General features: G+C 66.8%; 16 protein-coding genes. 3 read left to right on the top strand and 13 right to left on the bottom strand.

Translation table 11 applies throughout. From position 1 onward, the window contains the following. The first annotated feature begins 48 nt into the window (after positions 1–48). Genes cydB through VIR09_RS24175 form a run of 3 tightly spaced genes read left to right on the top strand, consistent with a single transcriptional unit; the run spans position 49 to position 2,639 of the window. Positions 49–1,056 carry a cytochrome d ubiquinol oxidase subunit II gene (cydB, locus tag VIR09_RS24165; RefSeq protein WP_332015164.1) on the top strand — a complete coding sequence of 336 codons (1,008 nt, stop codon included), beginning with the start codon at positions 49–51 and terminating at the stop codon, positions 1,054–1,056. After that, positions 1,056–1,199, top strand: coding sequence for a DUF2474 domain-containing protein (locus tag VIR09_RS24170; protein ID WP_207472440.1), 144 nt, complete (start codon positions 1,056–1,058; stop codon positions 1,197–1,199). Before cydB ends, VIR09_RS24170 begins: the two co-directional genes overlap by 1 nt. Positions 1,200–1,226: 27 nt before the next feature. After that, on the top strand, positions 1,227–2,639 hold the full coding sequence (locus tag VIR09_RS24175; RefSeq protein WP_332015150.1) for a PLP-dependent aminotransferase family protein: 1,413 nt from the start codon (positions 1,227–1,229) through the stop codon (positions 2,637–2,639). 15 nt (positions 2,640–2,654) lie between these two features. Here the strand turns inward: VIR09_RS24175 and VIR09_RS24180 are convergent, their stop codons facing one another. The 13 genes from VIR09_RS24180 to VIR09_RS24240 form a co-directional block, all read right to left on the bottom strand. Beyond that, complete coding sequence (locus tag VIR09_RS24180) at positions 2,655–3,221, bottom strand: WG repeat-containing protein (protein ID WP_332015151.1); 567 nt, start codon at positions 3,219–3,221, stop codon at positions 2,655–2,657. A 39-nt stretch (positions 3,222–3,260) separates the two neighbouring features. Beyond that, a complete protein-coding gene (locus VIR09_RS24185; protein ID WP_332015152.1) occupies positions 3,261–4,238 on the bottom strand; it encodes a tripartite tricarboxylate transporter substrate binding protein in 978 nt (325 codons plus the stop codon). Between the two features lie 74 nt (positions 4,239–4,312). Further along, complete coding sequence (tcuB, locus tag VIR09_RS24190; protein ID WP_332015153.1) at positions 4,313–5,542, bottom strand: tricarballylate utilization 4Fe-4S protein TcuB; 1,230 nt, start codon at positions 5,540–5,542, stop codon at positions 4,313–4,315. After that, the gene (gene tcuA / locus VIR09_RS24195; protein ID WP_332015154.1) at positions 5,529–6,944 is read right to left on the bottom strand and encodes an FAD-dependent tricarballylate dehydrogenase TcuA; all 1,416 of its coding nucleotides are present in this window, start codon (positions 6,942–6,944) and stop codon (positions 5,529–5,531) included. The genes tcuB and tcuA overlap by 14 nt, the downstream gene beginning before the upstream one ends. 77 nt (positions 6,945–7,021) lie before the next feature. After that, positions 7,022–7,948 carry a LysR family transcriptional regulator gene (locus tag VIR09_RS24200; protein WP_332015155.1) on the bottom strand — a complete coding sequence of 309 codons (927 nt, stop codon included), beginning with the start codon at positions 7,946–7,948 and terminating at the stop codon, positions 7,022–7,024. A gap of 62 nt (positions 7,949–8,010) precedes the next feature. Then, positions 8,011–8,919 carry a c-type cytochrome gene (locus VIR09_RS24205; protein WP_332015156.1) on the bottom strand — a complete coding sequence of 303 codons (909 nt, stop codon included), beginning with the start codon at positions 8,917–8,919 and terminating at the stop codon, positions 8,011–8,013. Next, on the bottom strand, positions 8,912–10,258 hold the full coding sequence (locus VIR09_RS24210; protein ID WP_332015157.1) for a cytochrome c: 1,347 nt from the start codon (positions 10,256–10,258) through the stop codon (positions 8,912–8,914). The genes VIR09_RS24205 and VIR09_RS24210 overlap by 8 nt, the downstream gene beginning before the upstream one ends. A gap of 198 nt (positions 10,259–10,456) precedes the next feature. Continuing rightward, positions 10,457–11,155: a glutathione S-transferase N-terminal domain-containing protein gene (locus tag VIR09_RS24215; protein ID WP_332015158.1), complete on the bottom strand. Its 699-nt coding sequence runs from the start codon at positions 11,153–11,155 to the stop codon at positions 10,457–10,459. Positions 11,156–11,238: 83 nt separating this feature from the next. Next, the gene (locus tag VIR09_RS24220) at positions 11,239–12,150 is read right to left on the bottom strand and encodes a DUF6708 domain-containing protein (protein ID WP_332015159.1); all 912 of its coding nucleotides are present in this window, start codon (positions 12,148–12,150) and stop codon (positions 11,239–11,241) included. A gap of 17 nt (positions 12,151–12,167) precedes the next feature. Continuing rightward, positions 12,168–14,804: a T6SS effector BTH_I2691 family protein gene (locus tag VIR09_RS24225; protein WP_332015160.1), complete on the bottom strand. Its 2,637-nt coding sequence runs from the start codon at positions 14,802–14,804 to the stop codon at positions 12,168–12,170. Next, positions 14,794–15,639, bottom strand: coding sequence for a DUF4123 domain-containing protein (locus tag VIR09_RS24230; protein ID WP_332015161.1), 846 nt, complete (start codon positions 15,637–15,639; stop codon positions 14,794–14,796). Before VIR09_RS24230 ends, VIR09_RS24225 begins: the two co-directional genes overlap by 11 nt. A 17-nt stretch (positions 15,640–15,656) precedes the next feature. Beyond that, positions 15,657–18,359 carry a type VI secretion system Vgr family protein gene (locus VIR09_RS24235; protein WP_332015162.1) on the bottom strand — a complete coding sequence of 901 codons (2,703 nt, stop codon included), beginning with the start codon at positions 18,357–18,359 and terminating at the stop codon, positions 15,657–15,659. A gap of 14 nt (positions 18,360–18,373) precedes the next feature. Further along, positions 18,374–19,732 (bottom strand): AAA family ATPase (locus VIR09_RS24240; RefSeq protein ID WP_332015163.1); only part of this gene is annotated, 1,359 nt, incomplete at its 5' end.

Genomic DNA, 19,732 nt, shown 5'->3' on the forward strand with positions numbered 1-19,732 from the left:
GGCGGACCGTCGAGCCCGCGCAACGCAAGCATTCGGGAGTCTGAGGCCATGGGCATCGACCTTGCTTTGGTATGGGCCGTCATCATCCTGTTCGGCGTGATGATGTACGTAATCATGGATGGCTTCGATCTGGGCATCGGCATCCTCTTTCCGCTGATCCGCGACCGCGAGGAACGCGACGTCATGGTCAACACCGTGGCGCCCGTGTGGGACGGCAACGAGACCTGGCTGGTGCTGGGCGGCGCCGGCCTGATGGCGGCGTTCCCGCTGGCCTACTCGGTGATCCTGAGCGCGCTGCACCTGCCGCTGGTGTTCATGCTGCTGGGCCTGATCTTCCGCGGCGTGGCGTTCGAGTTCCGCTTCAAGGCGGACGAGCACCACCGTCCGCTGTGGGACCGCGCCTTCGTGCTCGGCTCCGTGTGCGCCACCTTCTTTCAGGGGGTGACGCTGGGCGCCTACATCGAAGGCATTCCGGTGGTGGACCGCGCCTACCAGGGCGGCGCCTGGGACTGGATCAGCCCGTTCTCGCTGTTCACCGGCGCGGGACTGGTGGTGGCCTACGCGCTGCTCGGCTGCACCTGGCTCATCATGAAGACCGAAGGCCGCCTGCACCGCCACATGTGCGACATCGCGCGGCCGCTGACGCTGGCGCTGCTGGCCGTGATCGCGGCGCTCAGCATCTGGACCCCGCTGGCGCAGCCGCAGATCGCGCAACGCTGGTTCAGCCTGCCGAACATGTTCTGGTTCCTGCCCGTGCCCCTGCTGGTCGCGGCGGCCGGCTTTGACCTCATCCGCCGCGTCAAGGGCATGCCCAATGCCGGCCCCTTCATGCTGTCGCTGGCGCTGCTGTTCCTGGGTTACAGCGGCCTGGGCATCAGCATCTGGCCCGCCATCATCCCGCCGGACGTGTCCATCTGGACCGCGTCCGCCCCGCCGCAAAGCCAGGGCTTCGCGCTGGTGGGAGCGCTGACGATCATTCCGATTATTCTCATGTACACCGCCTGGTCGTACTACGTGTTCCGGGGCAAGGTTCGTCTCGGCGAGGAGTTCCATTGATGAACCATTCCCAACCCTCCCTGCCCTCGTGGCGCAGCCGCCTGCTCTGGCTGGCGATGATCTGGGCATGCAGCGTCGCGGCGCTGGGCGTGGCCGCCTATGCGCTGCGCCTGGTGATGAGAACCATCGGCATGTCGACCTGAACCCGACCCACGCAAACGGACCCGCCCATGAAGCGCTATGAACGGCTGACAGAAGAAATCACCGCCTCGATCCGATCGGGCCTGCTGCAGGCGGGCGACCGCCTGCCCTCGGTGCGGCAGACCAGCGCCAGCCGCGGGGTCAGCCCCTCGACGGTGTTCAAGGCCTACTACCTGCTGGAGGCGCGCGGCCTGATCCGCGCCCGCGACCGCTCCGGCTATTACGTGCTGCGCGCGCCGCACGCCACGCTGCCGGAACTCGACGGCCTGTCCAGCGCCAGCGCCGGCCGCCATCCGGTGGACGTCAGCGACAACGTGCTGCAGGTGCTCAACGCCACCTTGCGCCGCGACATGCTGCCTTTCGGCTCGGCCTTTCCCAACCCTTCGCTGCTGCCCTACGGACGCCTGGCGAAGTTCATGGCGTCCACGGTCCAGCGCCTGGATCCCTGGGGCTCGATCGACGACCTCAGCCCGGGCGACGCCGCGCTGCGCCGCGCCATCGCGCTGCGCTACCTGGCCGATGGCATGTCGGTGCCGGTGGACGACATCATCATCACCAACGGCGCGCTGGACGCGCTGAACCTGAGCCTGGCGGCGGTCACGAGCCCCGGCGACGCGGTCATCGTGGAGTCCCCCACCTTCTACGCCGCGCTGCAATCGCTGGAACGCAATCACCTGCACGCCATCGAAGTGGCCACGCATCCGCGCGAAGGCATAGACCTGCAGGCGCTGGAGCAGGCCATCCTGCGCCATCGCCCCAAGGCCTGCTGGCTCATGACCAACTTCCAGAACCCGCTGGGCAGCCTGATGCCCGACGACAAGAAGGAAGCGCTGGTGCGCCTGCTGGCCAGCCACGACGTGGCCCTGATCGAGGACGACGTCTACGGCGAGCTGTACTTCGGCGAAAGCCGTCCGCGCCCGGCCAAGGCCTTCGATCGCGATGGCATCGTGATGCACTGCTCCTCGTTCTCCAAGACCCTGGCGCCGGGCTACCGCGTGGGCTGGGTGGCTGCGGGCCGCTACACGCGGCGCATCATGCGCAACAAGCTCACCACCAGCCTGGCGACCGCGGCGCCCACCCAGGCCGCCATCGCCGCCTATCTGGAAAAAGGCGGCTTCGACCGCCACCTGCGCCAATTCCGCCAGGCGCTGGCCCAGCAGCAAGGGGAATTGCTGCAAGCCATCGCCCGCTACTTTCCCAAGGGCACGCGCGCCACGCGGCCGCTGGGCGGCTACTTCGTGTGGGTCGAGCTGCCGGCGCACATCGACACCCTCAAGGTGCACCGCGCCGCGCTTGATCATGGCATCAGCATCGCGCCGGGCCCGCTGTTCTCGGCGTCCGGCGCCTTCGGCAACTTCCTGCGCCTGAACGGCGGGCATCCCTGGAACCCGGAGATGGAGCAAGGCATGGCGACATTGGGGAAGCTGCTGGCCGGCGGCTGATCCGCGGCGTAACCCTCAGCGCTTTCTCGCGGCTTCCAGCTCGCTGCGCAAGGATGCCGCGTCCGGCCGCAGCGGCAGCACCAACGCGCCCTTGCGGTCGATCGCGCCCCAATCGCCGCCGACTACCACCGAGTGCTCGCCTTCCGGCACGATGACGCAATGGCTGCAGACCGCGGCCAGGCCGCCGCTGAAAGGCTCGGCCCACGCATAGGAGGTGGCCAGCGCCAGGTTCAGTTGCTTGTCGTAGTACGCCATGCCTTCCGGCCGGCGCCCGCGCGCAAGCCCTTCCTCGAACTCGTCCGGGCCATTGTCGTACGTGATCACCGGCACCGACCGGCCATCCGGCCGCACCCAGCGCCAGGCGTCGGCGACGCCCGCGGGCGTCAAGCCATCGTCGCCGAATTGCATCCGGCGCAGGATCTCGGGATTGAAGACAATGCCGCCGTTTTCCTCGCGGGCGCAGTGGTCCACGATATCGAACACGCCTTCGTCGGTCTTGTCCGAATAGATGCAGGAAAGCTCGAAAGCGGCGGCGTTACCCGACGCCAGGGCCAGCGTCGTAAGCAGGGCAGTTATCAGCATGCGCCATTCTAAGATACCGCCCCTGGCATGCCACCGGCCTCAGTTCGCCGTCGCGCCCGAATCCTTGACCGCCTTGGCCCAGGCCGCGATCTCGCTCTGGATGAAGGCGCCGAATGCGGCCGTGTTCAGACTGGAGGCCTGCGCGCCCTCTTCCATCAGGCGCTGCTTGACGGCCGGCGCCGCCAGCGCGCCGCTCAGGGCCTGGTTCAAGGTGGCGACGACGGCATCGGGCGTGCCGGCCGGCGCGACGATGCCATGCCACGACACGGCCTGGAAGCCGGGAAGACCGGATTCCGCCATGGTCGGGATGTCCTGCATGGCGGGCGAGCGCTGCGGCGAGGTGACGGCCAGCGCGCGCAGCGTGCCGGCCTTCACGTGCGGCAGCACGCCGGGAATGGTCGTGAACATGAAGTCGATCTGGCCGCCGATCAGGTCGGTGATGGCGGGGCTGCCGCCCTTGTAGGGGATGTGCGTGAACTGGAGCTTTGCGGCGCTCTTGAACATCTCGCCGGCCAGATGGCCGGGCGTACCCGCGCCGGCCGAGCCCATGTTGATCTTGTCTCCCTGCGAACGGATGTAGGCGACCAGCTCCTGCACATTCGCGGCCTGCACCTGTTTGCCCATCACCAGCACATTGGGCACCGTGGCCAGCAGCGTCACCGGCGTGAAGTCCTTCACGGCGTCATAGGAGATGCGCGAGTACAAGGACGGATTGATGCCATGCGTGCTGGCGGTCGCCAGCAGCAGCGTGTAGCCGTCCGGCGCGGACGTGGCCACCTGTTTGGCGGCGATGGTGCCGTTGGCGCCGCCCTTGTTGTCGATGACGATGGTCTGCCCCAGGGTCTTGGCGGCCTCCGCCGCGACCGTGCGCGCCAGGATGTCCGAGGTGCCGCCGGCCGAGTGCGGCACCACCAGCGTGATCGGCTTGGAGGGAAAGGACTGGGCTTGCGCCGCCGGCAAGGCCGGCAGCAGACAGGCGGCCAGCGCGGCGCGCGCCAGCAAGGAAGTACGGAACATGGAAGTCTCCTGGTTTGTTATCGGTCGCGGCGCCGTCGGCGGGCGCCGTCAAATCGCCGCGGCTGCGCGGCCCTTCAGTCCGAGCCCAGCTGCAGCTTGTTGGGCTGACGTTTCTCGATGGCCCACTTCAGCAGCGCGGCCGAACGGTAGATGCCGTGGGCGAACTTGCCGTAGGGCAAGGTCAGGAACAGCGCCATCACCACGCCCAGGTGGATCGCCAGCAGCAGCGCCATCGCGCCGCCGTCGCGGCCGGCCAGCAAGGCCAGGCCGGTAGCGCTGGTCAGGAACAGCAGCGCGATGAAGCCGCGGTCCATGGGCTTTTGCGCCGCGTCGCCCTGCTGCGGATGACGCTTGAGGTTCAGCCACAGCAGCCCCGCCGGCCCGATCAACAAGCCGATGCCGCCTGCCGTGCCCAGCAGCACCGGCGCGCTCCAGAACGGGTACGGCGCCTGCAGGTCAAGCAGGTAGTGGTACAGCGTCGCTACGCAAGTGGCGGCGAAACACAGCATGAACCCGTAAAACGTGAAGTGATGGAACCGGCGGCGCCACAAAGTAAAGGCGTCGTCCGCGTTGTTGCAGCCCTTGCCATGTCCGCCATCCAGATAGCGCAATCGCAGCGCGTCGTGAGCCGCTTCCGCCACCGCGGCGCCTGTGGCCGCCCCCGGGCTGACATTGCGCCAGAAGCGCGTCACGCCCACGCCCAAGGCCAGCATCGAGAAGCCGAACACCACGCCGAACATCAGCGCCAGCGTGTTGTGCGGGAACACGGCATAGAAGTTGCCCGCCATCGGCTCGTGGAACAAGCCGCCCGCCATCAGCACGGCCAGCGTCAGGAACAGCGCCAGACCGGCGGCAGTCGCCAGCGACAACACCAGGCCATTGCTCTTGTACAGCGCGCCCAGCGCCGCGGGCCAGGCGTAGTCGGTGTAGGTCTGCACCCGAACCCGGGCCATGGCCTGCGGCACGTTCACCGCGAACTCGTGCGGCGGCGCGTACTGGCAAGCGTGCAAACAGGCGCCGCAGTTGTGGCACAGGTTGGCCAGGTAGTTCAAGTCGGCTTTGCCGAATTCCAGGCGGCGGGTCATGGCGGGAAACACCGCGCAGAATCCTTCGCAATAGCGGCAGGCGTTGCAGATCTGCATGACGCGCGCGACTTCGGTTTCATCGCCGGTCAGAAGCGCCGCCTGGGGCTTGGCCTGTTTGCCTAGCCAGCGCACCGGCTGCTCGGCCATGACAGGCGCCGCCTCGGCGTGCGGCGTGGAAAAAGACTGCGCCTCGCGGGCCAGGGCTTCAAGCTGCTTCATGTCGTGTTTCCGCGTGGTGCCGGCCGCGCGCGGCGGCGGCGGCTTGGGTGCCGGCGATGCGGCCGAAGGCCGTGCCGATGGACATGCCCACCCCGGCCGTGTAACCCTTGCCCAGTACATTGCCGGCCATCATTTCGCCCGCGACGAACAGGTTGTCGCTGGGCATACCGTCGAACCGGACCGCGGCGGTGTCGTCCACCTTCAGGCCCAGATAGGTAAAGGTGATGCCAGGCCGCAAGGCATAGCCATAGAACGGCGCCGTGTCGATGGGCCGCGCCCAGTGCGTCTTGGCCGGCGCCAGGCCCTCGGTATGGCAGTCGTCCAGCGCGGTGTGGTCGAACTTGCCGACGCGGCAGGCCGCGTTGTAGTCGCGCAGGGTCTGCTCGAAGACCGCCGGGTCCAGTCCCAGTTTCACGGCCAGCTCCGGCAAGGTGTCGGCCTGCACGCCGGGGAACACCGGCGGCATGAAGCGGCCCACGGCCTTGGCATCGATGATGGAATAGGCGATCTGGCCCGGCTGCATGGCCGTCAGACGGCCCCAGATGGCATAGCGCTTGGGCCAGAAGTCTTCGCCCTCGTCATAGAAGCGGCGCGCCTCGCGGTTGACCACCACGCCCAGCGACACGCAGTCGATGCGCGTGCAGATGCCGCCGTCGTACAGCGGCGCGCGCGCGTCGATGGCCACGCAATGCGACTGCGACGGATCGCCGATGCTGTCCGCGCCCGCGTCCAGCATGAACTTCAGCAGCACGCCCATGTTGTAGCGGGTGCCGCGGATCAGGAAATTGTCGGCCGGCCATTCGCCGCGCTCGTTCTGGCCCCAGGCCTCGCGCAGCCACTCGCGGTTGGACTCGAAACCGCCGGCCGCCAGCACACAGGCGCGCGCCTCGATGCGTTCATCGCCGATGCGCGCCGCCACGAAGCGCCCGCCGTCCAGCTCCAGCGAGTCGACCGGGGCGTCGTAGCGGATCTGTACGCCCAGCGCCTCGGCGCTGCGGTAATAGGCGTTGACCAGCGCCTTGCCGCCGCCCATGAAGAAGGCATTGGTGCGCGCCACGTGCAGCGCGCCGGACAGCGGCGGCTGGAAGTTCACGCCATGGCGGCGCATCCAGTCCCTACAGGTGGAGGATTCGCGGATGACCAGGCGCGCCAGATGCTCGTTGGTCAGCCCGCCCGTCACCTTGAGCAGGTCCTGCCAGTATTCTTCCTCGGGATAGGCCTCGATCAGCACGTCCTGCGGCGCATCGTGCATGCAGCGCAGATTGCGCGTGTGCTGCGAATTGCCGCCGCGCCACTCGCGCGGCGCCGCTTCCAGCAGCAGCACGCTGGCGCCGGCCTCGCGCGCCATCAAGGCCGCGCACAGCGCCGCGTTGCCCCCTCCCACCACCAAGACATCGACCATGCCGTTGTTCCTCTTGCAAGGAACGGACTGTAGCGAGCAAGCGCGCCCGCCGATATCAGCCAGGCGTCAACAGGTCTTCATGAATCGTGAAGGGTCACCACCGGCCATTTGCCCTCGCGCGCCAGCGTGCGTGAGACGTCCGCCAGCACCAGGCGGGCGGCCAGGGCCGCGGGCGACAGTTCGTCTTCGGACAGGCTGGCCAGCAAATTGGGGCGGTACAGGTGCGCGTCATCGATGCGCGCCATGTGCAGCTGGCCCGGCGCGATTCGCGCCATGGCGGAACTGGGCTGGATGGTGGCGACGTGGCCCAGTTGCACCACGTCCATCAGCACCGGCAGGCCGTCCACATCCACCGCCACCAGCGGCGTGCGGCCCGACTGCTGATACGCGTTGTTGACCAGCGCCCGCAGCCCGTGGCGGCCGCTGGGCAGGACCAGCGGCAGATGCGCAATGGCTTCGATGCGGGTGGTGTCGCCTGCCGGCAAACCCGGCATGCCGGGACGGGCCAGCAGGAACAGCGGCTCGTCCAGCAAGGGCGTGACGCTCCAGCGGCGCGCGGATTCGGCCTGGAACACGATGGCCAGATCCAGCAGGCGGCCGTTGAGCATGTCGCTCAAATGGCCCGACAGCGCCTCCACCAGATGCAGGCGGATGTCGGGATAGCGCTGGTTCATGGCTTGCACGAAAGGCGCACCAAGGATGGCGGCAGTAGTGGAAGGCAGGCCCACGCTGACGTGGCCCGCCAGCCTGGCCTGCTGCGCCGCGTGCACCGCATCATCGGCATGGCGTAGCGCCAACTGCGCCTGGCGGAAGAACGCGAGGCCCGCATCGGTGGGTTCCACGCCGCTGGCGCTGCGCCGCAGCAGCCGGGTAGACAGTTCGCCCTCCAGCCGGCTGATCTGCTGGCTGAGCGCCGAGGTCACCATGCCGATGGACTGCGCGGCGCGGCCGATGCTGCCCGCCTCCACGACGCGGACGAAGTAACGCAGTTGGCGCAGTTCCATGGGCGGCCCCGGCTTTCCATAAGGGATGACAGGGCCGATTGTAGAGGCTGGGCCGCTGCGCCTCAGTAGCGCGCGTCCTTCGGCTTCTTGCCCTGCGGCCAGTCCTTGTCCTTGCCCGCGAAGTCCGGACGCGGCATGTGGGTGAAGTATTCAGCCACGTCCACTGCGTCCTGGTCGGACAGCACCCCGCCCTCGCCCCAGCTGCCATGCGTATTCACGCCCATCGGCATGCTGTTGCGGATGAAAGCCGCGGCCTTGTAGGTGCGAGCCAGGCCTGCGCCGATGTTGAAGGACTCGTCGCCCCACAAGGGCGGGAAGGCGATATCGCCCGAATGGTCCTTCTTGCCTTCGCCGTTGACGCCGTGGCAGGACGCGCATTGGGCCGCATACAGGCTCTTGCCGCGCACCGGATCGGGCACCAGCTTGGTATCTATGGGCCAGGCATTCTCGATCTGCACCTTGGCGCCGTGCGGCACATCCTGGGCCAGCCACTTCATGTAGGCGATCATGGCCTTCATCTCGGCCGAGTCCTTCTCCAGCGGCTTGCCGTTCATCGAACGCATGAAACAGCCGTTGATGCGGTCCTCCAACGTCACCACCCGGTTGGCGCGGGGATTGAATTGCGGGAACGTGTTGACCGTGTTGATGTAGGGCGCGCCCAGGGGCTTCTTGCCGCCCTGCACGTGGCAGCTGTTGCAGTTCAGGCTGGCGCCCGTGTTCTGCGGCAGCAGGCGGCGCGTCTCGGTCAGGAGGCGCTTGCCGTAGTTGATCTGGTCCGCGTTGGGCTGTGCAGCGATCTGGGTATCCGATGGGATGGTGTAGTCCGGCAAACGCTTGCCATCCTTGTCCAGCACCGGGAAGGTGCTGCGCGCGCCTTGCGCCGCGGCCTCGGGTTCCGCCGTGGCGACCGTCCAGCCGCCCACGGCGACCGCTGCCGCCAGCAGCGCGGCGATCCTGATGTGCTTACTCATGCTTGCCTCCACCGATGTTCGGCTTCTTGCTGGCCAGGAACTCGCGGATATGCGCAACGTCCTTCTCGCCGATCGCGGGCGCCTGGTTGGTCCACCCCGTGCGGATGAAATTGATCACGTCCGTGATATCGCGGTCGCTCAGGTGTTTGAAGCCCGGCATCGCGAACGTCATGGCGTCCGTGTCGTTGGACGGCATCCTGCCGCCTTCCAGCGTGATCTGGATGATGGACTGCGGGTTCTGCGCAAACACCGCCGAGTTGCCCGCCAGCGCCGGGAAAATACGCGGCATGCCCTGCCCGTCGGCACGGTGGCACACCACGCACTGCTCCGCGTAGATGACCGCGCCGCGCGAGTCGTAGCGGCCATCGCGCAGGGACGCGGTGGTGCTGTCGGATTTGGGCGGGAAGGCGGCGAGCTTGCCGCCGGCCGCGGGCAATTGCTTCAGGTAGGCCGCGATGCTGGCAAGGTCGCCATCGGTGAAATAACGGGTGCTGTGCTCGACCACGTCGGCCATGGCGCCGAATGCCGCCACCTTGTCGGTACGGCCCGTCTTCAGGAACATCTCGATGTCCTGCGCGCTCCAGGATTGCAGGCCCTGGGCCTCGCCGCGCAGGCTCTTGGCGCGCCAGCCGTCGATCACGGCGCCGGACAGGAAGGCGTCGCCGTCCGCCAGGGACAGCGCCTGCTCCTGGTAAGCCAGGCCGCGCGGCGTGTGGCAGGCGCCGCAATGGCCTGGCCCTTCGACCAGATAAGCGCCGCGCACCAGCTTTTCATCGGCGCCGGCCGGGGCCGCGAACTCGCGCTTGCCTGCGAACAGCAGCTGCCACCAGGCCATGGGCCAGCGCATGTTCAGCGGCCACGGAATGGTGGAATCCGCGCTGGGCTGGCTGACGGGCTCGACCTGCGACATGAAGTAGGCGTACAGCGCCTGGACGTCCGCGTCCGGCATGATGGCGTACGAGGGATACGGCATGGCCGGATACAGGGGCGTGCCGTCCTTGCGGATGCCGTACTGCACCGCGTTCTTGAAATCCGCGTAGCTGTAGCCGCCGATGCCCGTCTGCTTGTCGGGCGTGATGTTCGACGAATAGATGGTGCCGACCGGCGTCTGCATCGCCAGGCCGCCCGCGAAGGGCTTGCCATTGGGCACGCTGTGACAGGCCACGCAGTCGCCCGTGCGCGCAATGTAGGCGCCGGCCTCGACCAGCCGCCTGTCGTTGATGTCGACGGACGCCACCGCGTCGGCCTTGCGATTCGCCGTCAGCAGCTGCGCGCCGCCGATGGCCAGGCCCGCCGCCGCCAACAGGCCCACCGCCGCCTTGATCCCGATCCTCTTCATTACTGCCCTCCGTTGCGCGCTGGGCAGCGTGCACGTCGGGGTGTTCGTACGGCCTGTCCAGCTTATGGAGGAAGCTTACGCCTTTCGGTAATAAGTTAATGACCGAAAAGCATATAACTTGAGGGCTTGTTTGATTTGCCGCAAGCGGGCGCGCGGCGGGTGAAACCGGGAGACGCAGCCTCCCGGCCCGCCTGCTGCTTAGGCAGGTATCGCCAAGCCCCGGGCCACCGCCGGACGGGCCACGAAGGCCTCCAGCACCCGGGCGACATTCTTGAAGCGCGCGAACTCCACCAGTTCGCCCGCCTCGTAATAGCCCACCAGGTTGCGCACCCAGGGCAGGATGGCGATATCGGCGATGGTGTACTCATCGCCCATCACCCAGTCGCGCCCCGCCAGGCGCTGGTCCAGCACGTTCAGCAGGCGCTTGGATTCTTCCACGTAGCGGTCGCGCGGACGCTTGTCCTCGTAGTCCTTGCCGGCGAATCTGTGGAAGAAGCCCAGCTGACCGAACATCGGACCGATGCCCCCCATCTGGAACATGATCCACTGCAGCGTCTCGTAACGACCCGCCGTATCCGCCGGCAGGAACTTGCCCGCCTTGCTGGCGAGGTAAATCAGGATGGCGCCGGACTCGAACAGGCCCAGCGGCTTGCCGTCTGGACCATTGGGATCGAGGATGGCCGGAATCTTGTTGTTCGGGCTGAGCGACAGGAACTCGGGGGAAAACTGATCCCGGGCGTCGAAGCTGACCCGGTGGACCTCGTAGGGCAACCCGGTCTCCTCCAGCAGGATCGACACCTTCACGCCGTTGGGCGTGGGCAGCGAATACAGCTGGATGCGGTCGGGGTGGCGGGCCGGCCACTTCTTGGTGATGGGGAAGGCGCTGAGGTCGGTCATGCGGGGGGCTCCAGGAGGAGGGGCGGAATGGTCGGGGTAATCCTAGCGCAAATCCGGGCGGCCGCGCCGCCAGATGAATTCCCCTAGCGCAGATCCTCGGGATTCATGGACGCATCCCGAACATACATGTCGCCCGCCTCAGGCTCCAGCGTGGCCTCGATCTCTGGGGGGAACGCCGGGATCTTGCTGGTCTGCATGACCGCCCAGCGCATGATGGCGTGCAGGTAGTTGAAGGGTGCCATGACCAGATACATGAAGCCCGGGCTCTGCGCGTCATTGGCGAAGATACGCTCCTTACTGAAAGCGAAACTCTCGCGCTTGCCGTCGACAGGCATGCAGTACAGGACCGCATCCAGCACCGTCTGAGGACCCTCTTCCATGTACCGGCGCAAGAACTCCCAGTGAGAATAGGCGTTCTCCACGCGGCTGGTGGCGATACAAAAGGCGAAGGTCTCCCTCACCGTGACGCCGTCCTCGCCCAGCATCAGGCCGCGTATGTCCCAGTTGAGCCAGCCGAACGTGCCCTTGCCCCGGCCCAGCGTGAAGTAGATCTTGTCCCAGGGCGCCGTCAAAACCGTCCCATTCAGCCGGAAAACGTGCACCAGCCGACGCTTGCGGTCCAGCGCGATGGGGTAGTAGGTCCAGCGGAACATCTCCTTGCACGCAACCCAGACGCCAGCCAACCCCAGCGCGGCGAACATCGCCATGCCGAAGAAGATCGCCTCCCAGAGGCCATTCTCATTGGGCACGTTATCCACCACCAGAATCCAGGCCAGCATCAGGATGCCGCCCACGCCAAAAGCCACGCCTATGGCCCCGATCAAGGCGATAAAGCCTCGCCAGCCATACCAGCGGTCCACCGACAGCAGGCTGTTGGAATTCATCTTCACGACGCAGAGCTGCGCCAGCAGCGGCACATCGAGACGCTTCTTTTGCTGCAAGCGATGCTCGCGGTCGAACTCCGAAAGCGGACGATCGTTAGGGAACCTGGACATCAGTCCCGTAAAGTCCATCACGCCCCTCCCAAGGCCACGCGCAGGCTGTTCATTTCTTGCTGCACTCCATAGTAGTAATCGGTCCCGGCCTGTCCCTGCAGCTTTCCCCACAGACAGCGTTTTAGCCATTCATCGATCTTGTTGCCCTTGAACTTCTCTATCAATATCGCGACGATGATCAGGAGCACCGCCGCGATCAGGCCCACGACCGTGGCTGACAGGGCGAACGCGCCGATGACAACCAGGCTGAGGATACCCGAGGCAAGGTAAAGCCCGCCCATCAAGCCGTTCTTTTCAATCGCGAATTGGTCTTTGGCGGATTTGAAATCGAACACGGCCATGATGACGCCGGTGACCACGCCTATGCGGCCGCCCCATCGCACCAGCAGGGAACCGGTGGTTTCAAGCCCCACCCCTATTCCCAGCCGCATGCCAGCGGCCTGCCGGCTCTTGAGCGCCACGCCCAATACGTCGGCCACCGAGCCGCCCGCCGATGCGATTCCGACCACGAATTTCCAGCTCGCGTCGCTGCGTTCGTGAGGCATGGCCGATTCCAGGTCGCTCCAGAGCTTGTACACCGCCACGGTCTGGAACAGGCAGCCGACGACCCCGACACGGACGTCCGTGTTGATCGCGGTGCGCCAGCGCGACAGTTCCCGGGCTTCGTATTCCTCGACCGTCATGGTGGTCTGGGCCAGCGCCCTGGCCCTATCGGCGGCCCGCAGGTCCGTTGACACATTTGCCGCGGCATCCCTGTCCACCAGCATGAACCAGCGCTTCTTGTCGGTGCCTTCCAGCTGTTCGCCGCGCACTTCCAAACGCCGTAGCTCATCGGCCACCGCCTGCTCCATCTGCCGCATGTTCACTTGGCTGCCATGCTGGCGCAGGACCTCGCGGATCAACGCGGCGCGGAATGCCTTCTTGCCGCCCTCGACTTCCACGATTGCCACGTTCTGCCGCGCCAGCAGGCCCACGTACATCGCAAGCTTGCGCGCGATACCGCTATCCACGCCCAGCCTGAGTACATGCACCACCGGCCCCATGACCTGCTCCAGCAGGCGCGCGGTCTTGTCCATCTGCCCTTCGCTCAGCACCTTGAGCCCGGTCTTGTAGGCCTCGTGCAGATTGCCCCAAGGGATGGCCTTCCAGTCGAGCGCCGCTTCGTGCGCCTCGACCACCTTCTTGACCACGAAATCCTGGTTGTGGAACATGGCGCGCAGCAACAGGTTGCGCGTGTCGTCCGGTTCCCCCTGTAGCCAGTCCGCATACTGTTTGAAGCAAATGCGCTTGTCCTGGGTTCCGTCAATGCACAACGCAAGAACCGTCTGGTAGACCGCACCGCTATCCGCGTTGTTGGAGTCGTAGTTGCACTCAAACGAATCGAGCGTTTTCTGGCAGGTAATCCACGCCACGTGCGCCTTCGCCAGAGGCACGATGGTCGCGGCGTCGAATTGCGCCAGACGCTCGTCGAATCCTTTTTGCCACGCCCTGCGCGCGTTCTCGTCGTAATTGTCGAAGTACTTCGACCAGGCTTCCCAGCGAACCTTGCCGCGCTCGGCCTCGGTCGGATGGCGGTAGTCTTCCGCCTCGGCCATACGCTGCTTCTTGTTCTCCGGCATCAGCCAGTCCGCCAGCATCTGGCCCACCGCCAGCCCTTCAGCCCCCGACCCTCCCGGGCCAGCTCCCATATTCGGGGTCGTGGTCCCATAGACGGTATGGTTGGTGGCATCCCGGCCTCTTTGCTCCAGGAACTCGCTCTCGGCCGACTGCATGATGATTTCGCTGAGCGACTCGATGGACTTCGACACGGTCAGGGGACGCAGGTCCTCCTTGTTCGACACGAAGTCGTCGAAGCGTATGCGCATCAGCCGCGCGATATCCTGCAGGATTCCGGTGCTGTCCGGCAGCGCCAGCATCAGGCCCTTGCCGGGCAGGAACGCCTCTGCAGCGTTCTCGATCATTTCCCCCATCCAGCCCTTCACGTCGTAATAGCCGACGGTGCTCCAACCCAGCAGCTGCTGCTTCTGATGTTGATCCAGGTCGCGCTTGCGATGCACCTGGTAGTCCGCGGCCGTATCCTTCAGGGTCTTGATGCTCTTGGCATTGGCGTGCTTGCCGCTGCTGAGCCAGGCCTGCACATCGAACTTGAACATGTGCCGCTCGCGCATGTCGGCGCCCTTCTTGCCCTTGTGCGCCTTGCACACCTCCTTGGTCCACTGCACGTCCGAAAACGCCAACCATACAAATGTCGCGTTTCTTGCGTTCGGGATGGTCAGCAGCGAAGCCTTGGCCTCGTGGTCCATCGTGCAAGTGAAGGTCCGGTCGCAGTCCTGCACCGGCTTGTCGAGATCAAAGTTGTACAGGGTGGCGTTTTCGTTGACGTAGTAGCCCTTCAGTTCAGAGCGCGCCTCGTCATAGACGTACAGATAGCCCGGACGCAGCAGCCGCACGCCGTAGCGCGCGCTGTCGCCCAGGGGCCTCTCCGCCAGCTGCGGCATATTCAAGTCGCCATCCAGCGCCGCAAAGGCGCCGTCGTTCTTCAGCACCGCGTAGCGCAGCGGCATGATGGGCAGGCCGATCCGGTGAAACGGGCAATCCTCCCCGCAATCCAGCGACGAGCGCTTCTTCCCGCAGTTCTTTGCATCATCGGCCATCGGGCTCTCCAGTTCGTTCCATATCCGCGCGCACGCTGGACCAGTCCTCATCCGACAGATCCTGGACCGCAGCAAGGTAGGGGTAATCATCTTCGGGCCGCATTGCCGCCAGGCAGGCGCGTACCCGCTCATGGCGGTGGAAGGCAGGGTGCACGTCCAGGCCATGCCGTGCAAACGCCTTGCGTTCCTGCGCCGTCGCCAGGCCCAGCGTCCGGGCCGTGCGGAAATGCGCCATCACCGTCTGGCCCAACGCGACGCGCCCTTCGGGCGCCAGCGTATCCAGATCTGACAGCACTTCATTCAGGGCCTGCACCTGGGTCAAGGCGAAGGATTGCTCCACGCTCAACTTCGGGCGCGCCGCCGCCTCGGCGTCGGGGCGCGCCACGGCGCACCATGCGCCATCCAGATGGAACACGAAGCGCTGCACCGGCCCGCAAAGCCAGGCCAGCTGCGCCGGGTCCAGCATCCATGGCAGCTGGACCAACACACGCGGGTCGAAAAAACGGAAGAAGCACGGTCCCTGGCCCGCGATGTCGACGATCATCCGCGACCGCAGATGCACGGCTACGGCATCGGCGGGCTGATCGGAGTGAAGCAACAGCCCCAGCCAGAGATCCCCGCCATCAAGCAAAGCCTGATTCAGGCTGGCCAGCGCCAGCGCCTTGTCCGCCGCTGGCATGGCGGACAGATCCACCAACCGGGGCATGAGGCCCGGCATTTTCCGCAGCGCCGGCGGCACCAGGGCTTCGGCCTGGACGCAGGCCGGCACGCCGGGCGTCCGTTCATCCTGGATGAGGCCGAAGCCATAGGCGTTGAAGGTCTGATAATCGAGCATGCCGCCGTCCTCCCGCCTCAGCCCAGCGGCACCACGGCGCCGCCCCGCTGGGCCGCGCCGCGCACCCGAGCTTCGCACAAGGGACTGGCTTCGTTGAAGGCCAGATTCGCCTGGCTGCTTTCCGGGCCGACCCAGTTGTGCACGCCAGCCTTCAACTCGACCTTGCCCGGCGCATGCAGCTGGATGCCGCCGCCTTCCACTCGCACGTAAGCGCCGCCCGCGGTTGCCAGCACGCGCTTGGCGGCCTGCACGGTCACGCCGGCCTGCGCCGAGGCGAAGGTCACCGCCTTTTCGGCGGACAGCGTCATCTTGGCGTCCTGGCTGTGCAGGCGCAGCTTGCCGCCGGCCGCATGCAGCAGCAGTCCCTGGCCCTGCACCGGGCTGCCACCGGGCGCCTTGCGTCCCAGTGTGAACAGCACCGCGCCGCCGGCCACGCCCATCGCAACGTTGGCGCTGCTAACCCAGTTCACGTCCGGCGCCACCTGCGCCAGGGTCGCGCCGGCCACGAGAAATGCGTCGGCCGGCGTGTACTGCCCGATGCCGCTGGGCGCGCTCACCTGGAGCTGCGGTTCGCTATAGGCCGCGACGGGCTCGCCTTCGGGCGCGTCCTGTTTCGCATCGATCACCTCCAGCACGTGCTTCAGCGCGTCCTGCGCCGGCAGCGTTTCCGGATCGCCTTCCAGCACCGCCTTCTGGCGCGTTGCCGCCTGCGCCAACTCCTCCGCCGCGCGCATCGCATTCTCGATCTGCAGGCTCGCCTCCTTGCTGTCCAGCAGCGCACCCTTGGCGTTCTCGCGCGCGTCCGCGCTGATCAGCAGCCCGGCGCCGCCGCGCAGCGCCACTGCTTCGCGGGTCGACAGTTCCGCGCCGTGGCCCAGATCCTGCAGTCTCTCGTTGTCGCGCTGCTGCTTGATGTGGCCCAGGTTCAGTCGGCTCTCGGCCTGCGTGGTCGAGGCCGTCAGGCGCGACTGTCCGGGCGTATCGTCGTGCACCAGCTGGTTGTAGCCACCAGTGCCCTGCCCGCTGCTGGCGAGCGCCTGCGTCTTGAAGCCGGACATCACCACGTTGTGCGCGTGGCCGTCCGCCCCGCCCGCGAACCAGGTGGGCGCGTTGCCGGTGGCGTTGGCGGCGCCGCCCTGAACCTGGTTGTGCGACGCGTCCTCGGCGCCTGCGCCGTTGTAGAGCGCGCCGACCACCACGGGACGGTCGATGTCGCCGTGCAGGAACTCGACCAGCACTTCCTGGCCGACGCGCGGCACGAAGTTGCCGCCCCAGTCGCCGCCCGCCACCGATTCCGCCACCCGTACCCAGGTGCCCAGTTCATTCTTGGCGGGCGCGTTCTCGTCGCCCGAAGGATGCTCCAGGCGACTGCTGGACGCCTTGCCGCGCTGCCAATGAAACTGCACCTTGACGCGGTGATCACGGTCGGTGTGCACCGGGGCCTCCGCGCCCACCACCAGCGCCGTCTGCGCGCCGTACACGGTGGGCCGGGGATGCAGGCGCTCGCCATGTCCGTCGCGCGTGACCTTGCGGAATTCAGTATCAATGCCGATGCAGGTAAACGTATTGCGGTAAAAGTCGGCCTCGGCCGCCTCCGGACCGCTCTCGCCCAGCGCCTCGCGCACGGCGCGGCCCAGGTCCTCGTCGAAATTGTTGCGGGCCTCATGCCGCACGGCGATCGCTACATAGGCGGACCCGCCCTCCTGGTAATGCCCGGTCAGTTCGAAGCGCTGGCCTGGCGCCAGCGTGCGCACGGTGCCCGCGCCCTCGCAGCTGTCCTGGCCCACGCGCAACGCGGCCAGCGCAATATGCGCCAGGCGTTCGCCCTGCGCGCTGTCCTCGTAGGCGTACTGGCCGGGATAGTCGTTGACGACCAGATCCATCGCGCCCTTCGAGACACCGCCATCGACCTGCGCCGCTACTGGTCTGGCCTGGGTGCTGCGGTAATCCCAGCTGGCCATGCGCACCGCGTTGGTCTGCCAGCGCGCGCGCCGGCTCCACTGCTGGATGCTGTCCTCGGTCTCCGTGACATCGGCGCGCGCGAAACGCACGCTGGCCTGCGAGCCGGGCTGAAACGCGCCGTTATGGTCGGCGATGATCAGCGTGTGGCTGCCCTCGCCTTCGCCGGCCTCGTGCTCTACCCAGTAGAACAGGCCCTCCTCGGCCAGCAGACGCTCGACGAAGGCGTAGTCGGTTTCGCGATACTGCACGGTCAGGCTGCGCTTGGCGTACGCGGCACGGTCCTTCACCGCCCAGCGCCATTGCGGCGCGAGGCCCCCCTGGTCCTTGTAGTCGCCGAAGATGCTGTCGACGATTTCAAAGACGGTCTTGTCCTGATAGGCGAAGCTGTCGCGGCGCGCGCGCAGAAAAGCGAGCCAGGGCTCCAGCGTCAGCCCGTAGCGCGCCATGCCACCGTTGGCACCCTGGAACTCCGCCGCCGTGACGTAGCCGTTCCAGACGCGCGGTTGTTCGCGGCCCAACGCGGTCTGCAGGCGCAGGGTCGCCGGCTTGCCCAGCAGCTCGGACAAGGGGATGCCGGCATCGTCGGACAGGGCGGTCAGTTCGAGCCGGAACGCGCCGTCCGACAGGGTCTCCGTGGCGGACAGCGTTTCGGCCACGAGCCGATTGGCGCCCAGCGGCGTGCGCAGGTCCAACAGGCGATTGGCCTGATCGACCGACGCGATCGACATTCGGGAAAGGCCGGTGTTATCCAAAGGCATGTCAGGCTCCGGCGTCAGGCAAGGCGATAGCGGAAATCGCCGTTCTTGCCGGCGGTCACGCGGATGCGGGCGATGGCCTCCCCTTGCGCCATGCGGCCCAGCACCTGCTCGGCGATCTGCGGCAACAGCGTGCCGTTGAGGATGTGGTCCACATTGCGCGCGCCGGTATCCACCTCGGTGCAGCGCGCCAGCACGGCCTCCACCAGCGCCTCATCCCATTCGAACAGGGCGCGGTGGTTGGCCTGGACTCGCTGCGCGATGCGTCCGAGCTTCAACCCGATGATGCGGGCCAGCGCGTCGTCATCCACCGGGTAATAGGCGATGGTCTTCATGCGGCCCAGGAAGGCGGGCTTGAAGGCCTTGTACAGCTGCGGCGTCAACAGTTCCTGCAAGGCCTCGGGGTCGGGCCGCTCTTCGACGCTCTTGTTCAGGCACGCCTGCATGATGGCCGACGAGCCGACGTTGGACGTCAGGATGATGAGCGTGTTGCGGAAGTCGATCTCGCGCCCTTCGGCGTCATCCATCACGCCCTTGTCGAACACCTGGAAGAACAACTCCAGTACGTCCGGATGGGCCTTCTCGATTTCATCCAGCAGCACCACGCTATAGGGCTGGCGCCGCACCGCTTCGGTCAGCACGCCGCCCTCGCCATAGCCCACGTAGCCCGGCGGCGAGCCCTTCAGGCCCGATACGCTGTGGGCCTCCTGGTACTCGCTCATGTTGATGGTGACCAGCTTGCGTTCGCCGCCGTACAGCACGTCCGCCACGGCCAGCGCGGTTTCGGTCTTGCCCACGCCCGAAGGGCCGATGAACAGGAACACGCCCTTGGGCTTGTTCGGATCCTCCAAGCCGGCGCGCGCGGTGCGCACGCGCTGGGCGATGGCATGCAGTGCATGGTCCTGGCCGATAACGCGCTCGGCCAGCAGGGGTTGCAGTTCCAGCACTGTGCGGATTTCGTCGTTGACCATGCGGCCCAGCGGAATGCCGGTCCAGGCCGACACGATCTCGGCGATGACCTGAGCGTCCACGAAGGCGGGCACCAGCGGCGCCTCGCCCTGCAGGGTGCGCAACTGCTGCTGCAGTTCGGCCAGTTGCGCCTGACCGGGCGTGGCGGCGGGTTCGGCGGCCTTGCCCGAGCGGCGCTTGCCAGCAGGCTCCGGCTCCGCATCCACTCCCGCCGCTTCCAGTTCCTCACGCAGCGCATGGATCTGCCTGACCAGCTCGCTTTCCTGCGCCAGCCGCGCTTCCGCGTCCGTCAGCGCGGCGCGCGTGGCGTCCATTTCCTGATCCAGTTCGCGCAAGCGGGCGGACTGTGCCGCGCCCGCCGCGGCTTCGCGGCGCAGGGCTGCACGCTCGGTCTCCAGGCGCGCCAG

Source organism: Achromobacter sp. (assembly GCF_036567245.1).
GTDB lineage: Bacteria > Pseudomonadota > Gammaproteobacteria > Burkholderiales > Burkholderiaceae_B > Achromobacter.

Coding starts and splice junctions, on each gene's coding strand:
- cydB (WP_332015164.1), top strand. CDS start 49: ATGGGCATCGACCTTGCTTTGGTATGGGCCGTCATCATCCTGTTCGGC.
- VIR09_RS24170 (WP_207472440.1), top strand. CDS start 1,056: ATGAACCATTCCCAACCCTCCCTGCCCTCGTGGCGCAGCCGCCTGCTC.
- VIR09_RS24175 (WP_332015150.1), top strand. CDS start 1,227: ATGAAGCGCTATGAACGGCTGACAGAAGAAATCACCGCCTCGATCCGA.
- VIR09_RS24180 (WP_332015151.1), bottom strand. CDS start 3,221: ATGCTGATAACTGCCCTGCTTACGACGCTGGCCCTGGCGTCGGGTAAC.
- VIR09_RS24185 (WP_332015152.1), bottom strand. CDS start 4,238: ATGTTCCGTACTTCCTTGCTGGCGCGCGCCGCGCTGGCCGCCTGTCTG.
- tcuB (WP_332015153.1), bottom strand. CDS start 5,542: ATGAAGCAGCTTGAAGCCCTGGCCCGCGAGGCGCAGTCTTTTTCCACG.
- tcuA (WP_332015154.1), bottom strand. CDS start 6,944: ATGGTCGATGTCTTGGTGGTGGGAGGGGGCAACGCGGCGCTGTGCGCG.
- VIR09_RS24200 (WP_332015155.1), bottom strand. CDS start 7,948: ATGGAACTGCGCCAACTGCGTTACTTCGTCCGCGTCGTGGAGGCGGGC.
- VIR09_RS24205 (WP_332015156.1), bottom strand. CDS start 8,919: ATGAGTAAGCACATCAGGATCGCCGCGCTGCTGGCGGCAGCGGTCGCC.
- VIR09_RS24210 (WP_332015157.1), bottom strand. CDS start 10,258: ATGAAGAGGATCGGGATCAAGGCGGCGGTGGGCCTGTTGGCGGCGGCG.
- VIR09_RS24215 (WP_332015158.1), bottom strand. CDS start 11,155: ATGACCGACCTCAGCGCCTTCCCCATCACCAAGAAGTGGCCGGCCCGC.
- VIR09_RS24220 (WP_332015159.1), bottom strand. CDS start 12,150: ATGTCCAGGTTCCCTAACGATCGTCCGCTTTCGGAGTTCGACCGCGAG.
- VIR09_RS24225 (WP_332015160.1), bottom strand. CDS start 14,804: ATGGCCGATGATGCAAAGAACTGCGGGAAGAAGCGCTCGTCGCTGGAT.
- VIR09_RS24230 (WP_332015161.1), bottom strand. CDS start 15,639: ATGCTCGATTATCAGACCTTCAACGCCTATGGCTTCGGCCTCATCCAG.
- VIR09_RS24235 (WP_332015162.1), bottom strand. CDS start 18,359: ATGCCTTTGGATAACACCGGCCTTTCCCGAATGTCGATCGCGTCGGTC.